The organism is Prosthecobacter sp. Pr1 (assembly GCF_057652315.1).
In genome coordinates this window covers 163,279-181,927 of the sequence record NZ_JBYFBS010000014.1, presented here as the reverse complement: position 1 = coordinate 181,927, position 18,649 = coordinate 163,279, and the positions used below count along the sequence as shown (strand labels likewise).

General features: G+C 59.1%; 17 protein-coding genes. 10 read left to right on the top strand and 7 right to left on the bottom strand.

Going from position 1 to position 18,649, the window contains the following annotated elements; genetic code table 11:
• Positions 1 to 23: 23 nt before the first annotated feature.
• The 3 genes from AC24GY_RS20850 to AC24GY_RS20840 form a co-directional block, all read right to left on the bottom strand.
• Positions 24 to 1,070, bottom strand: coding sequence for a tetratricopeptide repeat protein (locus AC24GY_RS20850; protein ID WP_487686769.1), 1,047 nt, complete (start codon positions 1,068 to 1,070; stop codon positions 24 to 26).
• A 115-nt stretch (positions 1,071 to 1,185) separates the two neighbouring features.
• Positions 1,186 to 2,166 carry a cysteine synthase A gene (cysK, locus tag AC24GY_RS20845; protein WP_487686768.1) on the bottom strand — a complete coding sequence of 327 codons (981 nt, stop codon included), beginning with the start codon at positions 2,164 to 2,166 and terminating at the stop codon, positions 1,186 to 1,188.
• Positions 2,167 to 2,224: 58 nt separating this feature from the next.
• Positions 2,225 to 3,391, bottom strand: a complete 1,167-nt coding sequence (locus AC24GY_RS20840; RefSeq protein ID WP_487686767.1) for a pyridoxal phosphate-dependent aminotransferase — start codon at positions 3,389 to 3,391, stop codon at positions 2,225 to 2,227.
• Positions 3,392 to 3,529: 138 nt separating this feature from the next.
• Between AC24GY_RS20840 and AC24GY_RS20835 the strand changes: the two genes are divergently transcribed.
• The 3 genes from AC24GY_RS20835 to AC24GY_RS20825 are packed head-to-tail and all read left to right on the top strand — an operon-like array spanning position 3,530 to position 7,809.
• A complete protein-coding gene (locus tag AC24GY_RS20835) occupies positions 3,530 to 4,771 on the top strand; it encodes an RsmB/NOP family class I SAM-dependent RNA methyltransferase (RefSeq protein ID WP_487686766.1) in 1,242 nt (413 codons plus the stop codon).
• A 52-nt stretch (positions 4,772 to 4,823) separates the two neighbouring features.
• Positions 4,824 to 5,666, top strand: a complete 843-nt coding sequence (locus tag AC24GY_RS20830) for a sugar phosphate isomerase/epimerase family protein (protein WP_487686765.1) — start codon at positions 4,824 to 4,826, stop codon at positions 5,664 to 5,666.
• A gap of 4 nt (positions 5,667 to 5,670) precedes the next feature.
• Positions 5,671 to 7,809, top strand: coding sequence for a fused MFS/spermidine synthase (locus AC24GY_RS20825; RefSeq protein ID WP_487686764.1), 2,139 nt, complete (start codon positions 5,671 to 5,673; stop codon positions 7,807 to 7,809).
• A 16-nt stretch (positions 7,810 to 7,825) separates the two neighbouring features.
• Here AC24GY_RS20825 and AC24GY_RS20820 read toward each other — a convergent pair whose 3' ends face one another.
• On the bottom strand, positions 7,826 to 8,311 hold the full coding sequence (locus tag AC24GY_RS20820) for a PIN domain-containing protein (protein ID WP_422320397.1): 486 nt from the start codon (positions 8,309 to 8,311) through the stop codon (positions 7,826 to 7,828).
• Entirely contained in the window at positions 8,308 to 8,550 is a 243-nt protein-coding gene (locus AC24GY_RS20815) for a UPF0175 family protein (protein WP_422320398.1), read from the bottom strand. Before AC24GY_RS20815 ends, AC24GY_RS20820 begins: the two co-directional genes overlap by 4 nt.
• 101 nt (positions 8,551 to 8,651) lie before the next feature.
• Between AC24GY_RS20815 and AC24GY_RS20810 the strand changes: the two genes are divergently transcribed.
• The 6 genes from AC24GY_RS20810 to AC24GY_RS20785 are packed head-to-tail and all read left to right on the top strand — an operon-like array spanning position 8,652 to position 14,933.
• Complete coding sequence (locus AC24GY_RS20810) at positions 8,652 to 8,906, top strand: acyl carrier protein (RefSeq protein ID WP_422320399.1); 255 nt, start codon at positions 8,652 to 8,654, stop codon at positions 8,904 to 8,906.
• Entirely contained in the window at positions 8,903 to 10,240 is a 1,338-nt protein-coding gene (locus AC24GY_RS20805) for a hypothetical protein (RefSeq protein WP_422320400.1), read from the top strand. Before AC24GY_RS20810 ends, AC24GY_RS20805 begins: the two co-directional genes overlap by 4 nt.
• Positions 10,241 to 10,247: 7 nt before the next feature.
• Positions 10,248 to 11,513, top strand: a complete 1,266-nt coding sequence (locus AC24GY_RS20800) for an FAD-dependent oxidoreductase (RefSeq protein WP_422320401.1) — start codon at positions 10,248 to 10,250, stop codon at positions 11,511 to 11,513.
• Positions 11,510 to 12,880 carry a class I adenylate-forming enzyme family protein gene (locus AC24GY_RS20795; protein ID WP_487686763.1) on the top strand — a complete coding sequence of 457 codons (1,371 nt, stop codon included), beginning with the start codon at positions 11,510 to 11,512 and terminating at the stop codon, positions 12,878 to 12,880. Before AC24GY_RS20800 ends, AC24GY_RS20795 begins: the two co-directional genes overlap by 4 nt.
• A gap of 3 nt (positions 12,881 to 12,883) precedes the next feature.
• Complete coding sequence (locus tag AC24GY_RS20790; protein ID WP_487686762.1) at positions 12,884 to 14,173, top strand: NAD(P)/FAD-dependent oxidoreductase; 1,290 nt, start codon at positions 12,884 to 12,886, stop codon at positions 14,171 to 14,173.
• A gap of 13 nt (positions 14,174 to 14,186) precedes the next feature.
• Positions 14,187 to 14,933 carry a CAAX prenyl protease-related protein gene (locus AC24GY_RS20785; RefSeq protein WP_487686761.1) on the top strand — a complete coding sequence of 249 codons (747 nt, stop codon included), beginning with the start codon at positions 14,187 to 14,189 and terminating at the stop codon, positions 14,931 to 14,933.
• 818 nt (positions 14,934 to 15,751) lie between these two features.
• Here AC24GY_RS20785 and lpxD read toward each other — a convergent pair.
• Both lpxD and AC24GY_RS20775 read right to left on the bottom strand, forming a co-directional pair.
• Positions 15,752 to 16,789 carry a UDP-3-O-(3-hydroxymyristoyl)glucosamine N-acyltransferase gene (gene lpxD, locus AC24GY_RS20780; protein WP_487686760.1) on the bottom strand — a complete coding sequence of 346 codons (1,038 nt, stop codon included), beginning with the start codon at positions 16,787 to 16,789 and terminating at the stop codon, positions 15,752 to 15,754.
• 75 nt (positions 16,790 to 16,864) lie between these two features.
• A complete protein-coding gene (locus AC24GY_RS20775; protein ID WP_422320406.1) occupies positions 16,865 to 18,187 on the bottom strand; it encodes a homoserine dehydrogenase in 1,323 nt (440 codons plus the stop codon).
• Here AC24GY_RS20775 and AC24GY_RS20770 point away from each other — a divergent pair.
• Positions 18,186 to 18,632: a PEP-CTERM sorting domain-containing protein gene (locus AC24GY_RS20770; RefSeq protein WP_487686759.1), complete on the top strand. Its 447-nt coding sequence runs from the start codon at positions 18,186 to 18,188 to the stop codon at positions 18,630 to 18,632. The two genes, AC24GY_RS20775 and AC24GY_RS20770, sit on opposite strands and share 2 nt — an antisense overlap.
• Positions 18,633 to 18,649: the final 17 nt, after the last annotated feature.

The following is an 18,649-nucleotide window of genomic DNA, read 5'->3' as shown; positions in this document are numbered from 1 at the left end:
ACAAAAGTGTCCGTCGTGCTATTTTAGGGCTTTGGAGCCGCCGGTGCTGCTGGCGCTGGAGAGGCAGGCGGTGTTGTTGCAGGAGCAGGCACTGCTGCTGGTGCAGAAGCTGGCGTGGTTGCAGCAGGTGCAGGAGCTGGCGAAGCTGGAGTCGCAGGTGCTGCTGCGGGAGCAGGAATAGCAGCTGGGGCGGGGGCAGCAGGCGCAGGAGCTGGCGAAGTTGGAGCCTTAGGTGCTGCTGCTGGCGCGGGGACAGGAGCAGCAGCAGGCGTGGTCGCCGCAGGTGCAGGCATCGTTGCAGCGGTTGGCGCAGGCACTGAAACCGGAGCGGTGGCGGCACCGATGCCGCTCTTGACTGCATTCAGTTTGATGTTGGGCATTCCAGGGACGGCGGCGGCAGGCTTGGGCTCCACTTTCGGAGCAGGCGGGGCATCCACCTCCTTGGTCGGCAGTGAGGCAGCGATCCAGCCGAGACGGTTTTGACTGATGGTCTGGAAACCAGGCATGTCAGGGAACTTCACGGCAAGCTCTTCGTAGGCTTTCTTGGCTTCCTCAGTCTTGCCCTGCGCCCACAGGAGGTCCCCCAGGCGGACTTGCGCCAAGGGAGCCGCCTCGCTGGAGGCGAATTCGTTGGTGATGCGCTCAAAAATGGCCTGAGCCTCCTTGGTTTCGCCCATGGCATCGAGCTTGGAGCCCAGGCCGAGCAGTGCAAAAACGGCCAGCGGATTGCTGGCATCCTTGGTGGTGAATTCCCTGAGGGCTTCCACTGCGGAGGTTTTCTTGTTCTGGTCCCAGAGCAGATCCGCCTTCAGCAGCAGCGCGTTGGCAGCGGCATTGGAGCCGGGATAACGCGAGATGACGAGATCGCAGTCCTCCACCGTTTTGGCTCCCGTGAAGGCTTCTGCCGCCTCATTGGCCTTGAGGGTGTTTTGATGCTTGATCACGCCAAAGGCGATGATCGCGACCACCGCGATGATGAAAAGCCAGACGAGCTTGCGGGCATTGTCCTCCAGGAACTTTTCCATGCCAGTGGCCGGGAGTTCTTGGGAGATGGAATCGAGTTGGGACATAAAGGGTGGTTTTTGAAAGCGGTGAACAGCTGGTTCAGAAGAGTGACGAAGGGAACCGAAGCCAGTCACCCGTCAAGGCGTCCTGGCATTCGGGATTCATTCGCACTTGGGAGGCTTACGCCCCCACTTTGGCACGGGCTTCATCAGCCAGCGCGGTGGAGAGGTAGCGCTCGCCGGTGGAGCAGGCGACGGTGACGATCAGCTTGCCGGCGTTTTCAGGGCGCTTGGCGACTTCGATGGCAGCGACCACGTTGGCACCAGTGCTGATGCCGACGAGGATGCCTTCTTCTTTGGCCAGGCGGCGGGCCATGGCGAAGGCTTCGTCATTGCTGACCTTGATGCACTCCGTGATCTGCGCATTTCCAGCGCTGTCTTTGAGGTGAAGATTGGTGGGGACGAATCCTGCACCAGTGCCTTGGATCTTGTGCGGACCGGGCTGCACGGGCTGGCCGGCGAGTGTCTGATTGATGACCGGGGAGGCATCAGGCTCGACGGCGATGGCCTGGAAGCTTGGCTTGCGCGGCTTCAGGACTTCGGTCACGCCAGTGATCGTACCACCCGTGCCAACGGCGGCGACGAGGATGTCGATCTTGCCATCGGTGTCGGCCCACAGCTCTTCAGCGGTGGTTTTCGAGTGAATGGCAGGATTGGCGGGATTTTCAAACTGCTGTGGCATCCAGGCGTTCGGCGTGCTGGCAACGAGTTCGGTGGCCTTGGCGATGGCACCCTTCATGCCCTGCGCACCAGGCGTGAGCACGAGTTCAGCACCCAGAAGAGCGAGCAGCGTGCGGCGCTCCAAGGACATCGTTTCAGGCATCGTCAGGATGATCTTGTAGCCCTTCGCTGCCGCGACAAACGCCAAGGCGATGCCGGTGTTGCCGCTGGTGGGCTCCACGATAATACTGTCAGCATTCAAAATCCCACGCTTCTCTGCGTCCTCGATCATGGCGGCACCGATACGATCCTTCACGCTGCCGAGCGGATTGAAGAATTCACACTTCAAAGCGATCGTGGCATTGAGGCCGGCGGTCACTTTGTTGAGCTTCACCAGCGGTGTTTTGCCGACGGTTTCGACGATGTTGTTGTAGATGCCCATGATGTTTGGAGGTTAGCAGTTGAAGACGATGCTGGCCGTTTAAAGCAACGGTGCGGGATTAGTGCTGATTGCAGAACTCTTCGAAGCGGTCCATGCCGGCGTTGATCACGTCCAGGCCGGTGGCGTAGCTGAAACGCACGGTGTGCTCGGCACCGAAGGCGACGCCGGGAACGATGGCGACCTTCTGCTTGCTGAGCAGCTTTTCACAGAAGTTCACGCTCTTGATCTGCGTCGGCTCGATGTCGACCAGGAAGTAGAAGGCACCCATGGGCTCGACCACGCGCACGTTCTTGATGTTGTTCAGGCGGCCCAGCATATACTGACGGCGCACGTCGAACTCATCACGCATGTCGCTGACGATCTGCTGATCCATCTGCAGGGCGGCCAGCGCACCATACTGGGCAAAGCTGGTTGGATTGCTGGTGGTGTGGCTCTGAATGGTGTCGATAGCTTCGGCGATCTTCTTCGGAGCGGCGGTGTAGCCCAGACGCCAGCCGGTCATTGCATAGGCCTTGGAGAAACCGTTGATGGTGATGGTGTGGTCGTAGATGTCCTTGCTCAGGGAGGCGATGCTGATGTGCTCATTGCCACCGTAGACCAGCTTCTCATAGATTTCGTCAGACAGGATGACGATGCCTTCACCCACGGCGATATCGGCCAGTGCGGTGAGTTCTTCCTTGCTGTAGATGGAGCCCGTCGGATTGCCGGGGGTGTTCAGGATGATCATCTTCGTCATCGGGGACATGGCGTCCTCGAACTCATCCGGAGTGAGCTTCCAGCCGTTTTCGCGCTTGGTTTCGACGATCACGGGAATGCCGCCGACAAGGCGCACCATCTCAGGGTAGCTCGTCCAGTATGGGGCAGGAATGATCACTTCGTCACCTGGATTCACGCAGGCGAGGATGGCGTTGTAGCAGGAGTGCTTGGCACCGCAGTTCACGCTGATCTGGGAGGGCTCATACTGCACGTTGTTGTCCACCATCAGCTTTGCAGCAATGGCTTCACGCAGTTCGAGGATGCCGGCGCTTTCGGTATAGCGGGTTTTGCCGGAATTCAGGGCTTCCACGGCAGCGGCGATGATGGGTGCAGGCGTGTCGAAGTCGGGTTCACCGGCTCCGAAGCTGAGGACGTCCACTCCCTGCTTCTTCAATGCCTTCGCCTGGGCGGTGATGGAAAGAGTCATTGAAGGGGCTACTTCGGCGATGTTCTTGGCGATAAAATCCATGGTCAGGTGTGGTTGGGCGGGTGAAAAAGGCGGGGGGCCATCTATAAAGGCGGGGGCGGGAAGTTTGTCAATCATTCCTCCCACCGCAGACAAAGGGCGGCTTGTGTCCAGCGCCACACCGCCTTAGTCGTAAAGCCCATGAGTCAACCACGCCAGCCCTCCTCTTCCCGCCAGCCCACCGTCCCCATCCGAGGCATGGCGCTGGATGTTTTGGGTGAATGGTCCGGCGGAGAACGTTTTGCCGCAGATTTGATGGACCACATCCAGCGCGACTGCGGTCTCAGCCTGCCCGATGCCGCCTTTTTGCGTGACATCGTCCTCACGACACTGCGCAATCTATCCCTGCTGGACCATTGGATCGCCGTGATCACCGAGGACAAACACCTCGACCACCGCAGCCGCTGGGGCCTGCGCATCGGCCTATGCCAGGTATTGATTCTCAAGGTGTCAGAATACGCCGCCGTGAATGAAACCGTGGCCGCCACCGGCCGCGCGCGGAGCCTGATCAATGCCGTGCTGCGTCGTGCCTGCCGGGAATCGGAAGAACTGCTGGCCATGACAGCCACGCTACCGCTGGAAACGCGCACCTCGCATCCGAAATGGCTCATCGAGCACTGGCTCGGTCTCTTCGGCGAGGCTAAAACGACTGCCCTCTGCGAGTGGAATCAGGTCCCGGCCCCGATCTGCGCCCGCATCAACCGCCTCTACCCGCAGATGAACGAGACGACGGAAGATTTCATCATCTGCGACCACCTGCCACGTGAAGATTTAAGCGTGGGCAGGGTGTACATGCAGGATCCCAGCACCGCCATCGCCCCGCGCCTGCTCGCCCCACAGAAGGGCCAGCGCGTGCTGGATGCCTGTGCCGCCCCCGGTGGCAAGACCGCCCTGCTGGCCCAGCTCATGGAAAATACCGGCGAGATCATCGCCTGTGATGTCGCCCCGGGCCGCCTGCGCCGTCTGGAAGGCAATCTGCACCGTCTCCATGTCGCCAATACTCAAATCGAGCAGCACGACTGGGCGGACCCGCAGATCCCCGATTTTGCCAGGGCCGGTTTTGACCGCATTCTGCTCGATGTCCCCTGCTCCAACACCGGCGTCATGCGCCGCCGGGTCGATGTGCGCTGGCGCCTGCAGCCCGCCGACATCACCGCTCAGGTGGAAACTCAGACGCAGTTGCTCAAAAACTGCCTCCGCGTCCTTAAGCCAGGCGGTATTCTGGTGTACAGCACCTGCAGCATCGAGCCCGCCGAAAACGAACAACTCGTTGCCAGCGTCCTCGAAGCCACCCCCGGTTACGAACCCGTCAAACTCCGCCACAGCTTCCCACCGGATGATCAAATGGACGGTGCCTTTGCTGCGGCAATTCGGCGTGTTTAAAGTTCGGGCGTGACATTCGCTCCCCCATTCTTCAAAAATCTTCCCTCCACTCATGAAACTCAAATCCATCTTCCTCGCCCTTGCACTCACGGCGCCGATCTTCGCCGCTGACGCACCGAATGCCGCCGGTCTGCAGCTCTACAGTCTGCGCAGCCAGTTCACCCTGCGCGGTGTACCGTGGACGCTCGACCGCGTGAAGGAGTTTGGCATCCACGAGGTCGAACTGGCAGGCACCTACAATCTCAATGCAGAGCAGTTCAAAGCTGAGCTCGAACAGCGCGGTCTGAAGGCCGTCAGCAACCACTTCCCCTACGCGCGCTACAAGAACGATCTCGACAACGTGGTGAAAGAAGCGAAGACCCTCGGCCTCAAGTATGCAGGCTGCGCCTGGATCGACCACAAGGACAGCTTTGACGAAGCCGAGTGCCGCGATGCCATCGCCGTTTTCAACAAAGCCGGTGAGGCACTGGCCAAAGAAGGCATCACGATGTTCTACCACGCCCACGGCTTCGAATTCGAGCCCTATGGTGATGGCACGTTGCTCGATCTCTTCCTGAAGGAAACGAAGCCCGAGTTTGTCTCCATGCAGATGGACATCCTGTGGATTGTGTTCCCAGGCCAGGATCCTGTGAAGCTGCTGGAAAAATACAGCGGCCGCTGGAAGCTCATGCATCTCAAGGACTTGAAGAAAGGCGTCGCCACCGGCTTTCTCACCGGCAAGACCGACGTGGCCAACGATGTCACTCTCGGCACCGGCCAGATGGACTGGAAAGCCATTTTCGCCGCCGCCCGCAAGAATGGCGTGCAGCATTATTTCATCGAAGACGAATCCCCCTCCTCTCTGGAGCAGATTCCCAACAGCCTGACCTTCCTGCGCGCCAACGGCTTCGAGTGATCCCATGTCACGCCGCCTCCACGCCATCATTCTGCATGGCGTTTTCATCCTTTCAGGCATTTCAGCGCTGATTTACCAGCTCGTCTGGCAGCGTGCGTTGCTGACGATCTACGGCAGCAACGTCGAATCCGTGGCGATGGTCGTGGCGGCCTTCCTCGCCGGACTCGGCATCGGCAGCATTGCAGGCGGCTGGATTTCCAAATCGACGCGCGCACCGCTCGTGCTGCTGTTCGGTCTCGCGGAACTCGGCGTGGGAGCCTACGGTCTTATCTCGCTGAAGTTGTTCGACGCCGTCGGTGCGCTGACTTCCGTGCAGTCCCACGGCCTCACCACCGGTGCGCTCGTCTTCCTGCTGGTGTTTCTGCCCACTTTGCTCATGGGGGCCACGCTGCCGCTGCTGGTGGCTCATCAGGTGCGTGACACCGCCCACGTGGGCCAAAGTGTGAGCCGCCTCTACTTTGTGAACACGCTTGGTGCGGCACTCGGGGCTTTTATTGCCGCACACTGGCTGCTCGGCAGCTTCGGCATGAGCGGCACCACGCGCATCGCCGCCTGTTTGAATGCCGCCGCTGCTCTCATTGTGCTGTTCGTCTTGAGAAAACCCGCCGCAGAGTCGGCAGACAATGCAAAGCAACCTGCGGCCAATGCGGGATGCGAGATTCCTTTCCGCACTGCTTTGCTATGGTCTGCGCTTTCCGGCTTTCTGGCGCTCTCCTGGGAGATCATCTGGTCACGGGTTTTCAACTTTGCCAGCGCCTCCAAGGCCCCTGTGTTCGGCTACATGCTCGGCAGCTATCTGCTCGGACTCGCGCTCGGTTCGCTTCTCAGTCCTTGGACTCTAAAACAAACCGGTGACCTGCGGCTCAAGTTTGGGCGCTGGGTTCTCCTTTCCAGTGTGGGTGCTTTCATGATAGCGCCGCTCACGGCCATCATGGCGACGCAGTCTTATTGGGAGTATGGGTTCTACCTCGTGATAGCAGCAGGCACGTTGCTGGGAGTCACTTTCCCACTGCTCTGCCAGGCGGCGATTCCGCCCAACAAAGACACCGGGAGCCGCCTGTCCTGGCTCTATCTGGCCAACATCATCGGCTCCGGAACTGGCAGTCTGCTCACCGGGTTTCTGTTCATGGAATGGATGAGCATGCAGATGCTTAGCGTGGCATTGCTGCTCGTTTCGTGGCTCTGGGCTGAATCCATTGGGCGATTTAAACTGCCCCTTCATCAGCGCTTGCAGCCGCTTTGCGTCATTGCCGTCGCTGTGGGCACCTTCCAAGGCTTCTACGAGCGCCTGCAGTACAAGCATGATTTCAAATACGGCATGCACTTCGCCCAGACCATCGAATCACGCCATGGCGTCATCACGGTGGACACCAGTGGTGCCGTTTATGGCAATGGAGCGTATGACGGCATGATCGGCACGAAGCTGGAGCCGAAATCCTGGCTTGTGAGACCTTACTTCCTTTCCGCCGTGCGGGATCGCATTGAAAACGTCCTCGTTATCGGTGTCGCCAGCGGATCGTGGACGCAAATTTTGGTCAATCATCCCCAGGTGAAAAAGGTCACCGCCATTGAGCTCAGCCATGGCTACCTCGATCTCATCCGTGCGCGTCCCGAAGTCGCCAGTCTGCTGACCAATCCGAAGCTGGAACTGGTCATCGACGACGGACGGCGCTGGCTGCGGCAGCATCCCGATGCGCGTTTTGACGCCATCGTGATGAACACCACGCATCACTGGCGTGAGTTCGCCTCAGCCCTGCTCTCACGCGAGTTTTTGACCGAGGTCAAAGCGCACCTCGGCCCCGACGGCATCGCCTTCTGGAACTGCACCGAGTCACCTCGTGCTGCACGCACCGGCATGGAGGTGTTTCCGCACACGATGATGATCATGAATCACTGTCTGGCCAGCAATGCGCCGCTGGAACCGAATCGGGAACGGTGGCAGAAAGTTCTCGCAGCTTATCATATTGATGGTCAGCCAGTCATCGCCGCCGATCAGATCGAAGGCGTGCTCGACTTCCTCAAGGGTGAAGCCCTTCCCGTCCCCGGCAACATGTGGCACTGGTGCCGGCGCCCGGCCATGGAGTCCGCCTGGGGTGGTGCCAAGATCATCACAGATGATAATCTGGGGCATGAGTATCCGTGATACAAAGCTCCAGTGTTTATTCCTGACACATGGACAAAGCATGACGCACCAGAGCGTCGCCAAGGCGGAACTTGGCTCGAATGCGCAAGTCTTCTAACACGGGTCTTATGGCCGGTAAAAGGCCGGTGGTACGAGCCTTTATGAGGACGCCGAGTATGCCAATGGTCCGGAGGCCGTGCGCCTGAGCAACGGCACGTCCCTCGCTTTCATCCATAAGCAATGCATCCGCATGCAATTCGATGGCGAGGCTGATGGCTGCAAATTCGCCAGGATCAAGCCGTTCGAGGGCTTCATCAGTGGTGCTCAGTTGTTGAAATGACTTCACCAGCACCCAATTCGGCAGGATTAATCCTGCAAATCGTCCGCCCGAGGCAGAGAGCCGTTCAAACTCGGTTTGCACCGCAAGAGGAATGATGACGGAGCCAAACAACGCACGCAAAAGCTGAACCTGACCAACAAGCGCGAGATTCAGCAACACCGAGGTGTCGGCTATGACAATCATGCAGACAGCAAGGCTTGGATTGACTCCATATCAGTCTGCAGATCTTCTGTGGAATAGTGAACGGGAATATCCCGATCACATAGGGCTTCCTGAAAGTCCATCCTCTCCAATCCTGCCATCCGAGCGCCTTGTGACATGCTCACTCGATTCCGTGCGTAGAGGGCGCAAGCCAGTTCCAGCAGCAAGTCCTTGGGGCTGAAGGAAGCCGTTACCGGGTCGTCTGGTAAAACGAGTGTCATAAAAGTATTCTACTACGAAGGACTTCTGCTGTCTATAAGGGTGTTGGATGTCCGAGCTGCGCAGTTGCAACCCAGCCCCCTCCCGTGCATAAAAAGCATTCATGACAGACACCACCGACCTCTCTCCCGGCAGCATGATCGAACTCGTGCGTGAAACCGTTCTGCCTGATCTGCCTGCTGATTTCGGTGCCGAGGCGGATTTCTTTGAGGCGGGGCTGGATTCGATGGGGGTAATGCAGCTGGTGATGCATCTCGAAGAACGATTCGGCAAGAAGGTGGAACCGACGGAACTGAGCCGCGCCAATTTTCGCAGCGGACAGGCCATGGCGGCGCTGGTGATGGGGCAAGCGGCATGATCACTTCTGGAATCCCGCAGTATCCCATCTCCGGCACCGATGGCTTTGTCGTGGCGCTGGATCACCTCGCACGGTCTGCGGACGGACGCGGACTGGATGCCTTGAGCGAGATTCAGGTCAGCGGGCAGCCGGATGCCGGGCGCCTGCGCTGGTTGGCGGCGGAACTGCCGAAACGCCTGCCGCTGCTGCATGCAACGCTGTGCAAGAATGGTGTCTTTGGCTTGCCCTATTGGGAATGCTCGGGGGAAGCCGCAGCCATTCCGATTGAATTCCATCGTGTGAGGGGTGTCGAAGGAATCGAAGACTCCGTGATTGAGTCGATCTCTGCATTGCGAAGCAAAAGGATGCAGGGCCATGTACGCTCATCCCTGGGGCCACCGCACGTTCGCCTGGACGTGGTGCGCACGAGTGATCAAACGTGGTCGATCCTGATGAACTGGTCACACCTGCTGCTGGACGGCACCGGGGTGGAACTGCTCTTCAAGCACATGAATGAAGTGTGGGAGGATCCGCAGGCTGTTTCGCCGCAGCAGCCAGTCGTGAAAAATGACAAGCCGTGGTGGAAGCTGTTTCAGGAAAGTGAAAGCTGTGGCAGGCACCTCATGAATTTGGGAGTGGAGCCGTTTGTTTCCGTGAGCAAGGGCAAGGTCGTCAGCGGACGCCGCTGCTGCCGGTGGGAGACGTTTTCCAAGGAGGAAACAGCGCGGATCAAGCTCACACTCAGCAAGATAGGTGGGGACATGATGCGCACGTTTTTCTATGCGGGACTGGCCGCACGCTGCCATCAGGCAGTGTTTCAATCACGGGGGAACTCTGACCTGTCATATGCGGTGACCATGCCAGTGCAACAGCGTCCGAAGGACAGCGCGGGGCGCACGGCGATTTTCCAAAATCATATGTCGATGTTCTTCTTCATTCTGAAGGATGCCGACCTCTGTGCCCTGGGCGCTGCAAGCAAGGTGCTCATGAAACAGCACATGGAACATCTCAAACTGAAGCGGCACCTGTCGTTCAATTCGCTGCAGATGCTCACGAGGCGCATGCCGGGCAAGACGATGCTGGACATGGTCCGATTTGCGCAAAGAGGTGAAATTGCCTCCTGTTATCACGCCTACACCGGCAGTTTTGGTGAAGGCATGACCACATTCTGCGGTGGGGAGATCGTCAATGCCATCCACCTGCCGACGGTGAATGCACCCCCGGGCAGCGGGTTGTTTGTGAGTGAATGCCAGGACCAGCTGACAGTGACGGTGAGCTATCTGGACACCTGCCTGAGTGAATTTGAGACGGAGCTGATGCGGGAACGCTGGCGTTCTGATCTTCTCGGTGAATGATGCAGCCATGAATCCCGACGTTCTCATCATCGGCGGAGGCAGCGCAGGCGTGGCGGCGGCTTTGGCGGCGGCACGTTGTGGCGCGGAGACGCTTCTGGTGGAACGTCATGGCATTCTGGGCGGAGCAGGCACGGCTTCTTTAGTACATTCATTCTGTGGTTTGTATGAGCTGCCGGCGACGCCAGACGCAGCACCTCGTATTGCCAATCCGGGGCTGCCGGTTGAGCTGGAGCGGGATCTGCTGGCACAAGGTATTGGTCACGGGCCGGTGAGAATGGGGAGGGTGGATGTGCTGATGCATCAGCCGCAAAGGCTGGCTTTGTATCTGGACAAGTTGTGTCGGATTCAGCAAAAACTGCAGGTTTTGTTACACACCGAGGTCGCCGGATGCGGGGTCGAAAATAAGCATATTACGGAAGTGACGCTGCAATGCCGGGGCACGACCTGGAAGGTGAGGCCGCGAACTCTGGTGGATGCCAGCGGGGATGCGGTGGTGGCGGCATTTGCGAACCATCCCTGGGATCAGACGCCGGAGCATGAGCTGCAACGTCCGGCTTATATTGTGGGACTCGGTGATGTGGATGCGGCTGTCCTCACTGGCGATGGGCCATTGAAAATCGCCGGATGTCTGGTGCGTGCGATTCAGGAGAAAAAGCTTCCGGCTGAGGCGGCGGGTGCGCATTTCCGCGCCAGTTCGGCTTTGAATGAAGCGTTCCTGACGGTTGATCTGCCAGGAGATTCTTTTGATGCGACGGATGCGCGCAGCTTGACGGAGATCGAGATGCTGGGACGTGAAGTGACTTTTGCGATCGTGGAGCATTTGAAGGCAAACCTGGAAGGTTTCAGCCAAGCGCGGATCACGACGCTGCCCGTGCGCGCTGGCATCCGGGAAAGCCGACGATGGATTGGGGAAGTTGTTTTAACGGAGGAAGACATTCTCGAAAGCCGGAACGATGCGCATGCGGTTGCGAATGCGACGTGGCCGATGGAGCTGCGGGAGACGGCGCGGGGAGCGCGACTGCTGTATCCGAAGGAGGCGAAGGCCTGTGGCATTCCGCTGGAGGCGCTGCGTGCGCGTGATTTGAAGAACGTGTTCATCGCGGGACGCTGCATTTCCTCGACACATCGGGCGCAGGCGAGCACGCGGGTCATGGGCACGGCGCTGGCCACCGGGCAGGCGGCGGGCATTGCCGCAACTTTTCCTGAACAAGACACCGCCGACCTGGCACCGCAGGTGCGAAGCATTTTGAGCCAACTGGAAACCGCCAAGTGAACATCGTCGATCTTATTTTTGCACGCAGCACGCCCACGCATTCCGCCGTGGTCAGCCCGGAACTGCAGCTTACGTTTGGTGAACTGGAGGCGCGCATGAAGGAGTGTGCGGGCCGTTTGAATGGAGATGCGAACTGGCCGAAGAAGGCAAGGCCACGCATCGGGCTGAATGCGCCGAGCGGGGCGGACTACATCGTGGTGGCGCTGGCGATTTTGCAGCAGAACGCGTGCTTTGTGCCGATCCCGAATGAGCTGACAGTCAGTGAGCGTGCGCAACTGGCCAAGGCGACGGCGCTGGATGCCATCGTGCATGCACAGAGTGCTGAGGAGTGGCGGGTGGAAGCGGTGGTGCGTGATGCGCCGCCGGCTTTTGATGAAGGGGCGCTTGAGGCTTTGAACCCGGCGTTTATTCGTTTCAGCAGCGGCACCACGGGTGCCTCGAAAGGGATCGTGATTTCGCATGAGACGCTGCTGGCGCGCATCACGGCGGCGAACGAGGGATTGCGCATCGGGCCGCAGGACCGGGTGCTGTGGGTGCTGCCGATGGCGCATCACTTTGCGGTCTCCATCGTGCTTTATTTGTATCACGGAGCCACCACGATCCTAGCTCCGGCGAGCGATCCCAAGGTGATGATTGAGATGATGCAGGCGCATGGAGCGACGGTGATGTACGGATCGCCCTATCATTACACGATGCTTTCCGGCCTGCCTGATTCCGCCAGCCTGGGTGCGCTGAGGCTTGCGGTTTCGACGGCATTTGCGCTGACGACTGAAGTGGCGGAGCTGTTTGCCGGCAAAACGGGGCTGTATCTCACGCAGGGCATGGGCATTATTGAAGCGGGGCTGCCCATCCTGAATTTGAAGCATGCGAAAGACAAGCCGACTTCCATCGGCCAGCCACTGCCTGCGTTTGAGGTGAAGCTGGATGACGGTGAACTGATGCTGCGCGGGCCGGGTGTGTTTGATGCGTACCTGACGCCGTGGCAGCCGCGCGAAAGTGTTTTGCGAGAAGGATGGTTTGCCACGGGAGACATTGCCGAAATGGATGAGGACGGCTGTCTCTATCTGCGTGGTCGTGTGCGCAGCGTGATCAATGTGGGCGGACTGAAGTGCTTTCCGGAAGAAGTGGAGGCGGTGCTGTGCAGCCATGCGGGGGTCAAAGCCGCCCGAGTGTCTGGCCGTGCCCATCCCGCGCTGGGAGCCATGCCTGCGGCAGAAATCATTCCGCAGAATGCCGAGGCGCCGCCAGCGGCGATTGAGTTGAGAAAACTTTGCCAGGAGCGACTCTCCGCGTACAAAGTTCCGCTGTTCTACACGTTCGTTTCCGAACTGCCGCTGACCGCCAGCGGCAAACTTCGCCGTTATTGACTCATGAGATCATCTCCCCGCATTGCCATTCTCGGAGCCGGACCTGCCGGCAGCGCGCTCGCCGCGATGCTGGCCCGACAAGGCATCCAAACGCTGGTCTATGATGATGAAAAACGTCCGGCGCTGCTGGTGGGCGAGTCGCTCATTCCCGCGATCGTGGCGATTCTGCAACGGATGGGCATTGAAGACCGGGTGGCTGCGATCTCGCAATTCAAGCCGGGTGCGAGCTTTTTGCATCATCTGGGCACGCGCATGAACTTCAATTTCCGGTCTGTGGAGGGCCGCCTGCCACCGTACGCGTACAATGTGCCGCGCCCCGGTTTTGATGATGTGTTGAAGGATTACGCCAAGGAGCTGGGCGTGAAGTTTGTGAAACATCGAGCCGGACTGGTGGCGCATCCGGGTGGCAGGCCTGAGTTGGAGCTGGATGCGGCGGCGCTGGAGGCCGGTGGTTACTGTGATGGCGCAAAGCCGGATCTGATCATTGACTGCAGCGGGCGGGCGCGCACGTCGGCGAAGCTGCTGGGCATCAAGGCGGCCACCGGGCAGCGCCGGGACACGGCGCACTTTGCGCACTTCACCGGGATCGAACATCCGTATGAGCCGGGGCAGATTGCGATCATGTACCACCCGTGGGGCTGGAGCTGGCGGATTCCGCTGCCGGACAAACTGAGCTTCGGCATTGTGATGAATCCCAAGGCGCTGCCGGAGTTTGGCGCCAATGGTGAAGAACGGCTCGACCGAGTGCTGGCGACTGATCCGGTGCTTTCACCGCTGACGGCCAACCGCAAGCGCGTGACGGATGTTTTCACCTACACGAATTATCAGCTGATTTCAGACCGCGCGCAGGGGCCGGGCTGGGTGTCGGCAGGAGATGCGTTTGGGTTTGTGGATCCGATGCTTTCGCCCGGGGTGTTTCTGGCGCTGGACTCTGCGGAGTCTCTGAGCGCAATGTTTGCCAAGCATGGCGAGAAGCTGCTCGATTCACCTGAGCGGTTGGCGAAGGAGCTGGGCCGCTATGAGCAGCGCCAGCGTGCCTGGCATGAGGCGTGGCATGAGTTGATCGAGTATTTCTACGATGGCCGCATCGTGGCCTTTTATGAGCGCGGCACGCAGCTCAAGGCGGATCATCCCGGCCGATTCAGCAACATGATGGAGTATATCTCCAACCGCGTGATCGCCCTGATGGCGACGGGTGCAGGCACGCTCTCCATCTGGAACCGGATGTATTTGAAGGGCTGCTCCAAGTGGCTGCTGAACAATGACCGTGCGAAGGATCTGGCGCTGCCTTAAACTGCCCCACCTGATGCTTGCACGCCTGCGCGCCTCGAACCTAGCAGCTTACGTGCTGCCCCTGCTGCTGTTCACACTGCTGAACGGTGTGCCCGGGCTGTTTCGCATCGAAAATTCCGAACTGCCCTGGCACGTGCGTGCGCCGGAGCACTGGGCCTATCCGCTGCAAACGGTGATCTGTGCGGTGGTGCTGGTGTGGTTTCGGCAGCACTACACGTTCAGACCGTGGAGAGGTTTTGGGATGGCGTTCGTACTTGGGCTGGTTGGAATTGCCGTGTGGGTGGCGCCGTCGGTGCTGCGTGAGAGCTTGATCCAGCAGGGGCATGAACCTGCTGCGTGGTGGAACTGGCTGGGACTTGCTGAACGCAAGGAGGGGTTTGATCCGATGATCGCGCAGGAGTCACCGCTGTGGTTCGGCCTGGTGGTGGGCATGCGCTTTGCACGCATGGTGCTGGTGGTGCCGTTTGTGGAGGAGCTGTTCTGGCGTGGATTTTTGATGCGCTATCTGATGACGGAGGACGAGCGGTTTGAGCGCGTTCCTTTTGGCACGCACCGGTGGAAGGTGTTTTGGATTGTGACGCTGGCGGTGATGCTGATTCACAACACGGAGGACTATTTGGGAGCGTTCGTGTGGGGGGCGCTGGTTTATTTTGTGGCGGTGCGCACGAAGAGCCTGGGGGCGTGTGTGTTCATGCACGCGGTGGGGAATCTGGCGCTGGGGCTGTATGTGATGAAGACGCAGCAGTGGGGTTTTTGGTGAGTAAGACGCAGCAAAGCGACGGGTTGGTATTTGGAGGTGGGAGACTTGAATGTCGTGGGAGGTCGTGCGGCGGAGCGAATTGCAGACGCTGCTGGTGGGCGTGGGGTGTGGCAGAGTGCTGGATTTGCTTTCCGGAGGGGGGCGCGGAGTACCAGGGTAGCCTCGCCAAGGCTCAGCAACCCTTCGCTATGTTACGAAGCCCCTTTGGGGCTGGTGTGGTGCGGAGGTGCAGTGATGAGAACGCGCATCAGGTGTCTCGGAGATTTTGTGGAAGCAGGAGGGATGCGGCAGGTGATGCTCAAACGACGAGCTGTGGGGCGGCAGGATTTTTCCAAAACGGATTTTCGAAAAGCGGACTCGGTGACGGGGTGTTTCGAAGTGGATGAGACGTTCGATTTTGCCGCAAAGGGGCAGAGATGCAGAGGGAGCATGCTCCTGCCAACGCAGAGCGTTGCGTCAGGCTTCGGTAGAACGCACTGGGTGCTGACTAAGATGCTTGTTCGGAGCGATGGAGGAAGCGGAGTGTGGAGGGATCAGGATGATCCCTCTCCGGCCAGATCAAGAGCGTTGCGTTGGGCTACACTACTGAAAATTGCTGAACCAACTGACATCAGAACCCAAGTGTCACTGGTGCATGAGTGACGTTATTTTGTGGACGTTCGTCCGGAACCGCCTGAAGGCGGGACTACAAAACGTACGCTGGATTTGCGATGTCGTGGAGCGAGGGAAAAGAGATTGTGTGAATGCCCAGAGGGGACTGATCAAGGCGCTGGGCCCAAGCTTTTTTGACAGGCTTTTGAATGAGGTGCCCGGGGTGATCAGGCAGATTTGCCGCCGGCAATCTGGGCGGCGAGTTCCTTCACTCGTGCCACCAACTGAGGCAGGCGGTTGATGCCGGCCAGACGACGCTTTTCTTCACCCACGGGGATGGCTGGAAAACCGAGATAGGTCTGCCCGCCGGGCAGATCACGGGTGACTCCGCAACGTGCGGCCAGGGTGCTCTGAGAGCCTACATGGACATGCCCGGCGATGCCCACCTGGGCGGCGATCACCACATAATCCCCAATGACGGCACTGCCGGCAATGGCGGCGCAGGCGACAATGATGCAGTGTTTGCCGATAACGACGTTGTGGCCGATCTGCACGAGGTTGTCGATCTTGGTGCCCTCACCGATCCAGGTGCGGCCAAAGCGTGCGCGATCGATCGTGCTGCCAGCGCCGATCTCCACGTCGCTGTCGATTTGGACGATGCCTGCCTGACGCACTTTGCGATGGCGACCGTTACCAAATTCATAGCCGAACCCATCGGCACCGATGACGGCACCGGAGTGAAGAAACACATTTTCTCCGAGGACGCATTCGGCATGCACGGTGGAATTTGCATGGAGGCGGGATCCTTTGCCGATGATGACATTGCGGCCGACAAAACAACCGGGGCCGACCTCCACCTCATCTGCGAGCTCCACCCCCGATTCGATGACGGCATTGGGCCCAATGCACACATGCGCGGGATCAAATTTGACACCTTCTGCGACCACTGCGGACGGGTGGACTCCGGGTGCAAAGGGGGCTGGCTGGAAGCCATACGTTTCCACGATCTTCTCGAAGCAGCGTGAAGGGTCAGAAACTTCGATGCAGGAGGCGTTGGGTGGAAACTCCTTCCAGCCGAGGGGCACGAGGATGGCGCTGGCCTTCGTGTTGACCAGCCGCTCGTTGTAGCGTGGGTCGTGAAAGAAACTCAGATCGCCGGGAATGGCTTCTTTCAAGGATGCAAAACCTGTGATCTGCCCGTCGGGATCACCGCACAACACAGTCCCCCCAACAAGAGTTGCGAGATTGGAGAGGGCGATTTTCATGAAACGTATCTTCTCATTTTTAGAGCTGCATTCCACGCCCATTTTTGACCGGCGTTAGATTTGCCGATCGAATCACTAGCTCTGCAAAGTTTCCACGCGCATCCAGCTTGGCTCACCCCGCACACACTTGAGCTGACTGATGGCGGCGAGAGCCGACTTCATGTCTCCCAGACGTGCATCGTGAATCATGAGCACGAGTGACGTTTCTCCGCTGGTGTCTTCGAGATCTTCCGGCTGGATCATGGAAGAAATACCAATCCCACGCTCGCCAAGTACTGTGGCGACCTGAGCCAGCACCCCCGGAACGTCATCAACCGTCAGCCGTAGATAGTAATGCGAGACGGTGTCATCCACGGGTTTGGATTTGCCGTAGAGGCCATGCGGCACAAAGCCGCTGTGGCGGGCTCCGTGCATCAAAACGGCGGCGGCTTCGCAGAGATCGCTGATGACGCTGCTGCTGGTCGGGTCCTGACCGGCGCCACGTCCGTAGAACAGGGTCTCGCCCACAACATCTCCATTGACGAGCACGGCATTGAAGGCACCGCTGACATTTGCGAGGACGTGAGACAGCGGCACGAGGGAGGGCTGGGTGCGCACCTCGACGAGGCCGTTTTCGTCTGCACGGATGACTGAGAGCAGCTTGATGGTGTAGCCCAGGCGTTCGGCAAAGCGGAAGTCGGTGATGTTCACGCGGTCCACGCCTTCCACATGAACCTTGTCCTGCGGAATCCAGAATCCGTAGCTCAGGGAGGCGAGAATGATGGCCTTGTGGGCGGCATCCCAGCCGCTGACATCGAGGGTGGGATCTGCCTCGGCATAACCCTTGTCCTGAGCCTCCTGCAGAGCATCAGCATAGCTGAGGCCAGCCTGGGACATGCGGGTGAGGATGTAATTGCAGGTACCGTTGATGATGCCGTGAATGGAGCGGATGTGATTTCCCACCAGCCCTTCCTGGAGGACCTGGATGATGGGAATCCCGCCTGCGACGGCGGCCTCAAAGTAAATGGGCACACTGCATTCCTCCGCAAGGGCGAAGAGTTCTTTTCCGCGCTCGGCCAGGAGGGCCTTGTTGCCGGTGACTACAATTTTTTTGGCCCGCAAGGCCGCCGCGACCAGATCGTAGGCAGAGGTGGTGCCGCCGATGAGTTCGACGATCACGGGAATGGCAGGATCATTGACGAGGTCCTTCCAGTCTGTGGTGAGCATGGCTGGGGGCACCTCCACATCGCGGGGACGGGAAAGGTCACGGACGGCGACCTTGGCGACACGAAGTTCGGCACCGATGCGTTGACCGATGAGGGAGCGATTCTTTTGCAGATTCTTGAACACTCCAGCCCCCACATTGCCTAAACCTGCCAAGCCTATGTTGATGACACGCGGAGTACTGACGTTGGACATGATGGATAAGATGCCGGAATTGGGGGGCCGTAGTCATGGCGGAGGCGCAGGGCAGGCGCAAGCGAGAAGGCAGTTATTGAGAAACTCGGCAAATAACTTAATCAATACCGAGCAAGGAGCTGAAATTGAGAGTTGTGCATCAATTTCGGAACAAAAAAAACCTTGTTTGAACCGGGGGAGACCTGATAAAGATTATTTTAAATTAATGTCCATCCGTTCCTTTAGTTACTGGTTAGCTTGCAGCATAGCTGCCGCCATGGCTGTGGGTGCGACGGAACCTGACAAGGCTGGCACGCTGGATCTGACGGTGCCGGGGACTGCCATGAGCAGTGTGATCGCGGTGCCCGAACCCAGCCGGGCCTTGCTTCTGTTTGCAGGAATCATGGCCATGGCTTTCACCTACCGGCACGCATGGCTGAGCTGGAAGCGCAGTGCGCAGTCCTGAAGCGATCCCATCTGATT

Excerpts from the sequence above, each read along its gene's own strand:
- AC24GY_RS20850 (WP_487686769.1), bottom strand. The coding sequence starts at position 1,070 with ATGTCCCAACTCGATTCCATCTCCCAAGAACTCCCGGCCACTGGCATG.
- cysK (WP_487686768.1), bottom strand. The coding sequence starts at position 2,166 with ATGGGCATCTACAACAACATCGTCGAAACCGTCGGCAAAACACCGCTG.
- AC24GY_RS20840 (WP_487686767.1), bottom strand. The coding sequence starts at position 3,391 with ATGGATTTTATCGCCAAGAACATCGCCGAAGTAGCCCCTTCAATGACT.
- AC24GY_RS20835 (WP_487686766.1), top strand. The coding sequence starts at position 3,530 with ATGAGTCAACCACGCCAGCCCTCCTCTTCCCGCCAGCCCACCGTCCCC.
- AC24GY_RS20830 (WP_487686765.1), top strand. The coding sequence starts at position 4,824 with ATGAAACTCAAATCCATCTTCCTCGCCCTTGCACTCACGGCGCCGATC.
- AC24GY_RS20825 (WP_487686764.1), top strand. The coding sequence starts at position 5,671 with ATGTCACGCCGCCTCCACGCCATCATTCTGCATGGCGTTTTCATCCTT.
- AC24GY_RS20820 (WP_422320397.1), bottom strand. The coding sequence starts at position 8,311 with ATGATTGTCATAGCCGACACCTCGGTGTTGCTGAATCTCGCGCTTGTT.
- AC24GY_RS20815 (WP_422320398.1), bottom strand. The coding sequence starts at position 8,550 with ATGACACTCGTTTTACCAGACGACCCGGTAACGGCTTCCTTCAGCCCC.
- AC24GY_RS20810 (WP_422320399.1), top strand. The coding sequence starts at position 8,652 with ATGACAGACACCACCGACCTCTCTCCCGGCAGCATGATCGAACTCGTG.
- AC24GY_RS20805 (WP_422320400.1), top strand. The coding sequence starts at position 8,903 with ATGATCACTTCTGGAATCCCGCAGTATCCCATCTCCGGCACCGATGGC.
- AC24GY_RS20800 (WP_422320401.1), top strand. The coding sequence starts at position 10,248 with ATGAATCCCGACGTTCTCATCATCGGCGGAGGCAGCGCAGGCGTGGCG.
- AC24GY_RS20790 (WP_487686762.1), top strand. The coding sequence starts at position 12,884 with ATGAGATCATCTCCCCGCATTGCCATTCTCGGAGCCGGACCTGCCGGC.
- AC24GY_RS20785 (WP_487686761.1), top strand. The coding sequence starts at position 14,187 with ATGCTTGCACGCCTGCGCGCCTCGAACCTAGCAGCTTACGTGCTGCCC.
- lpxD (WP_487686760.1), bottom strand. The coding sequence starts at position 16,789 with ATGAAAATCGCCCTCTCCAATCTCGCAACTCTTGTTGGGGGGACTGTG.
- AC24GY_RS20770 (WP_487686759.1), top strand. The coding sequence starts at position 18,186 with ATGATGGATAAGATGCCGGAATTGGGGGGCCGTAGTCATGGCGGAGGC.
- AC24GY_RS20775 (WP_422320406.1), bottom strand. The coding sequence starts at position 18,187 with ATGTCCAACGTCAGTACTCCGCGTGTCATCAACATAGGCTTGGCAGGT.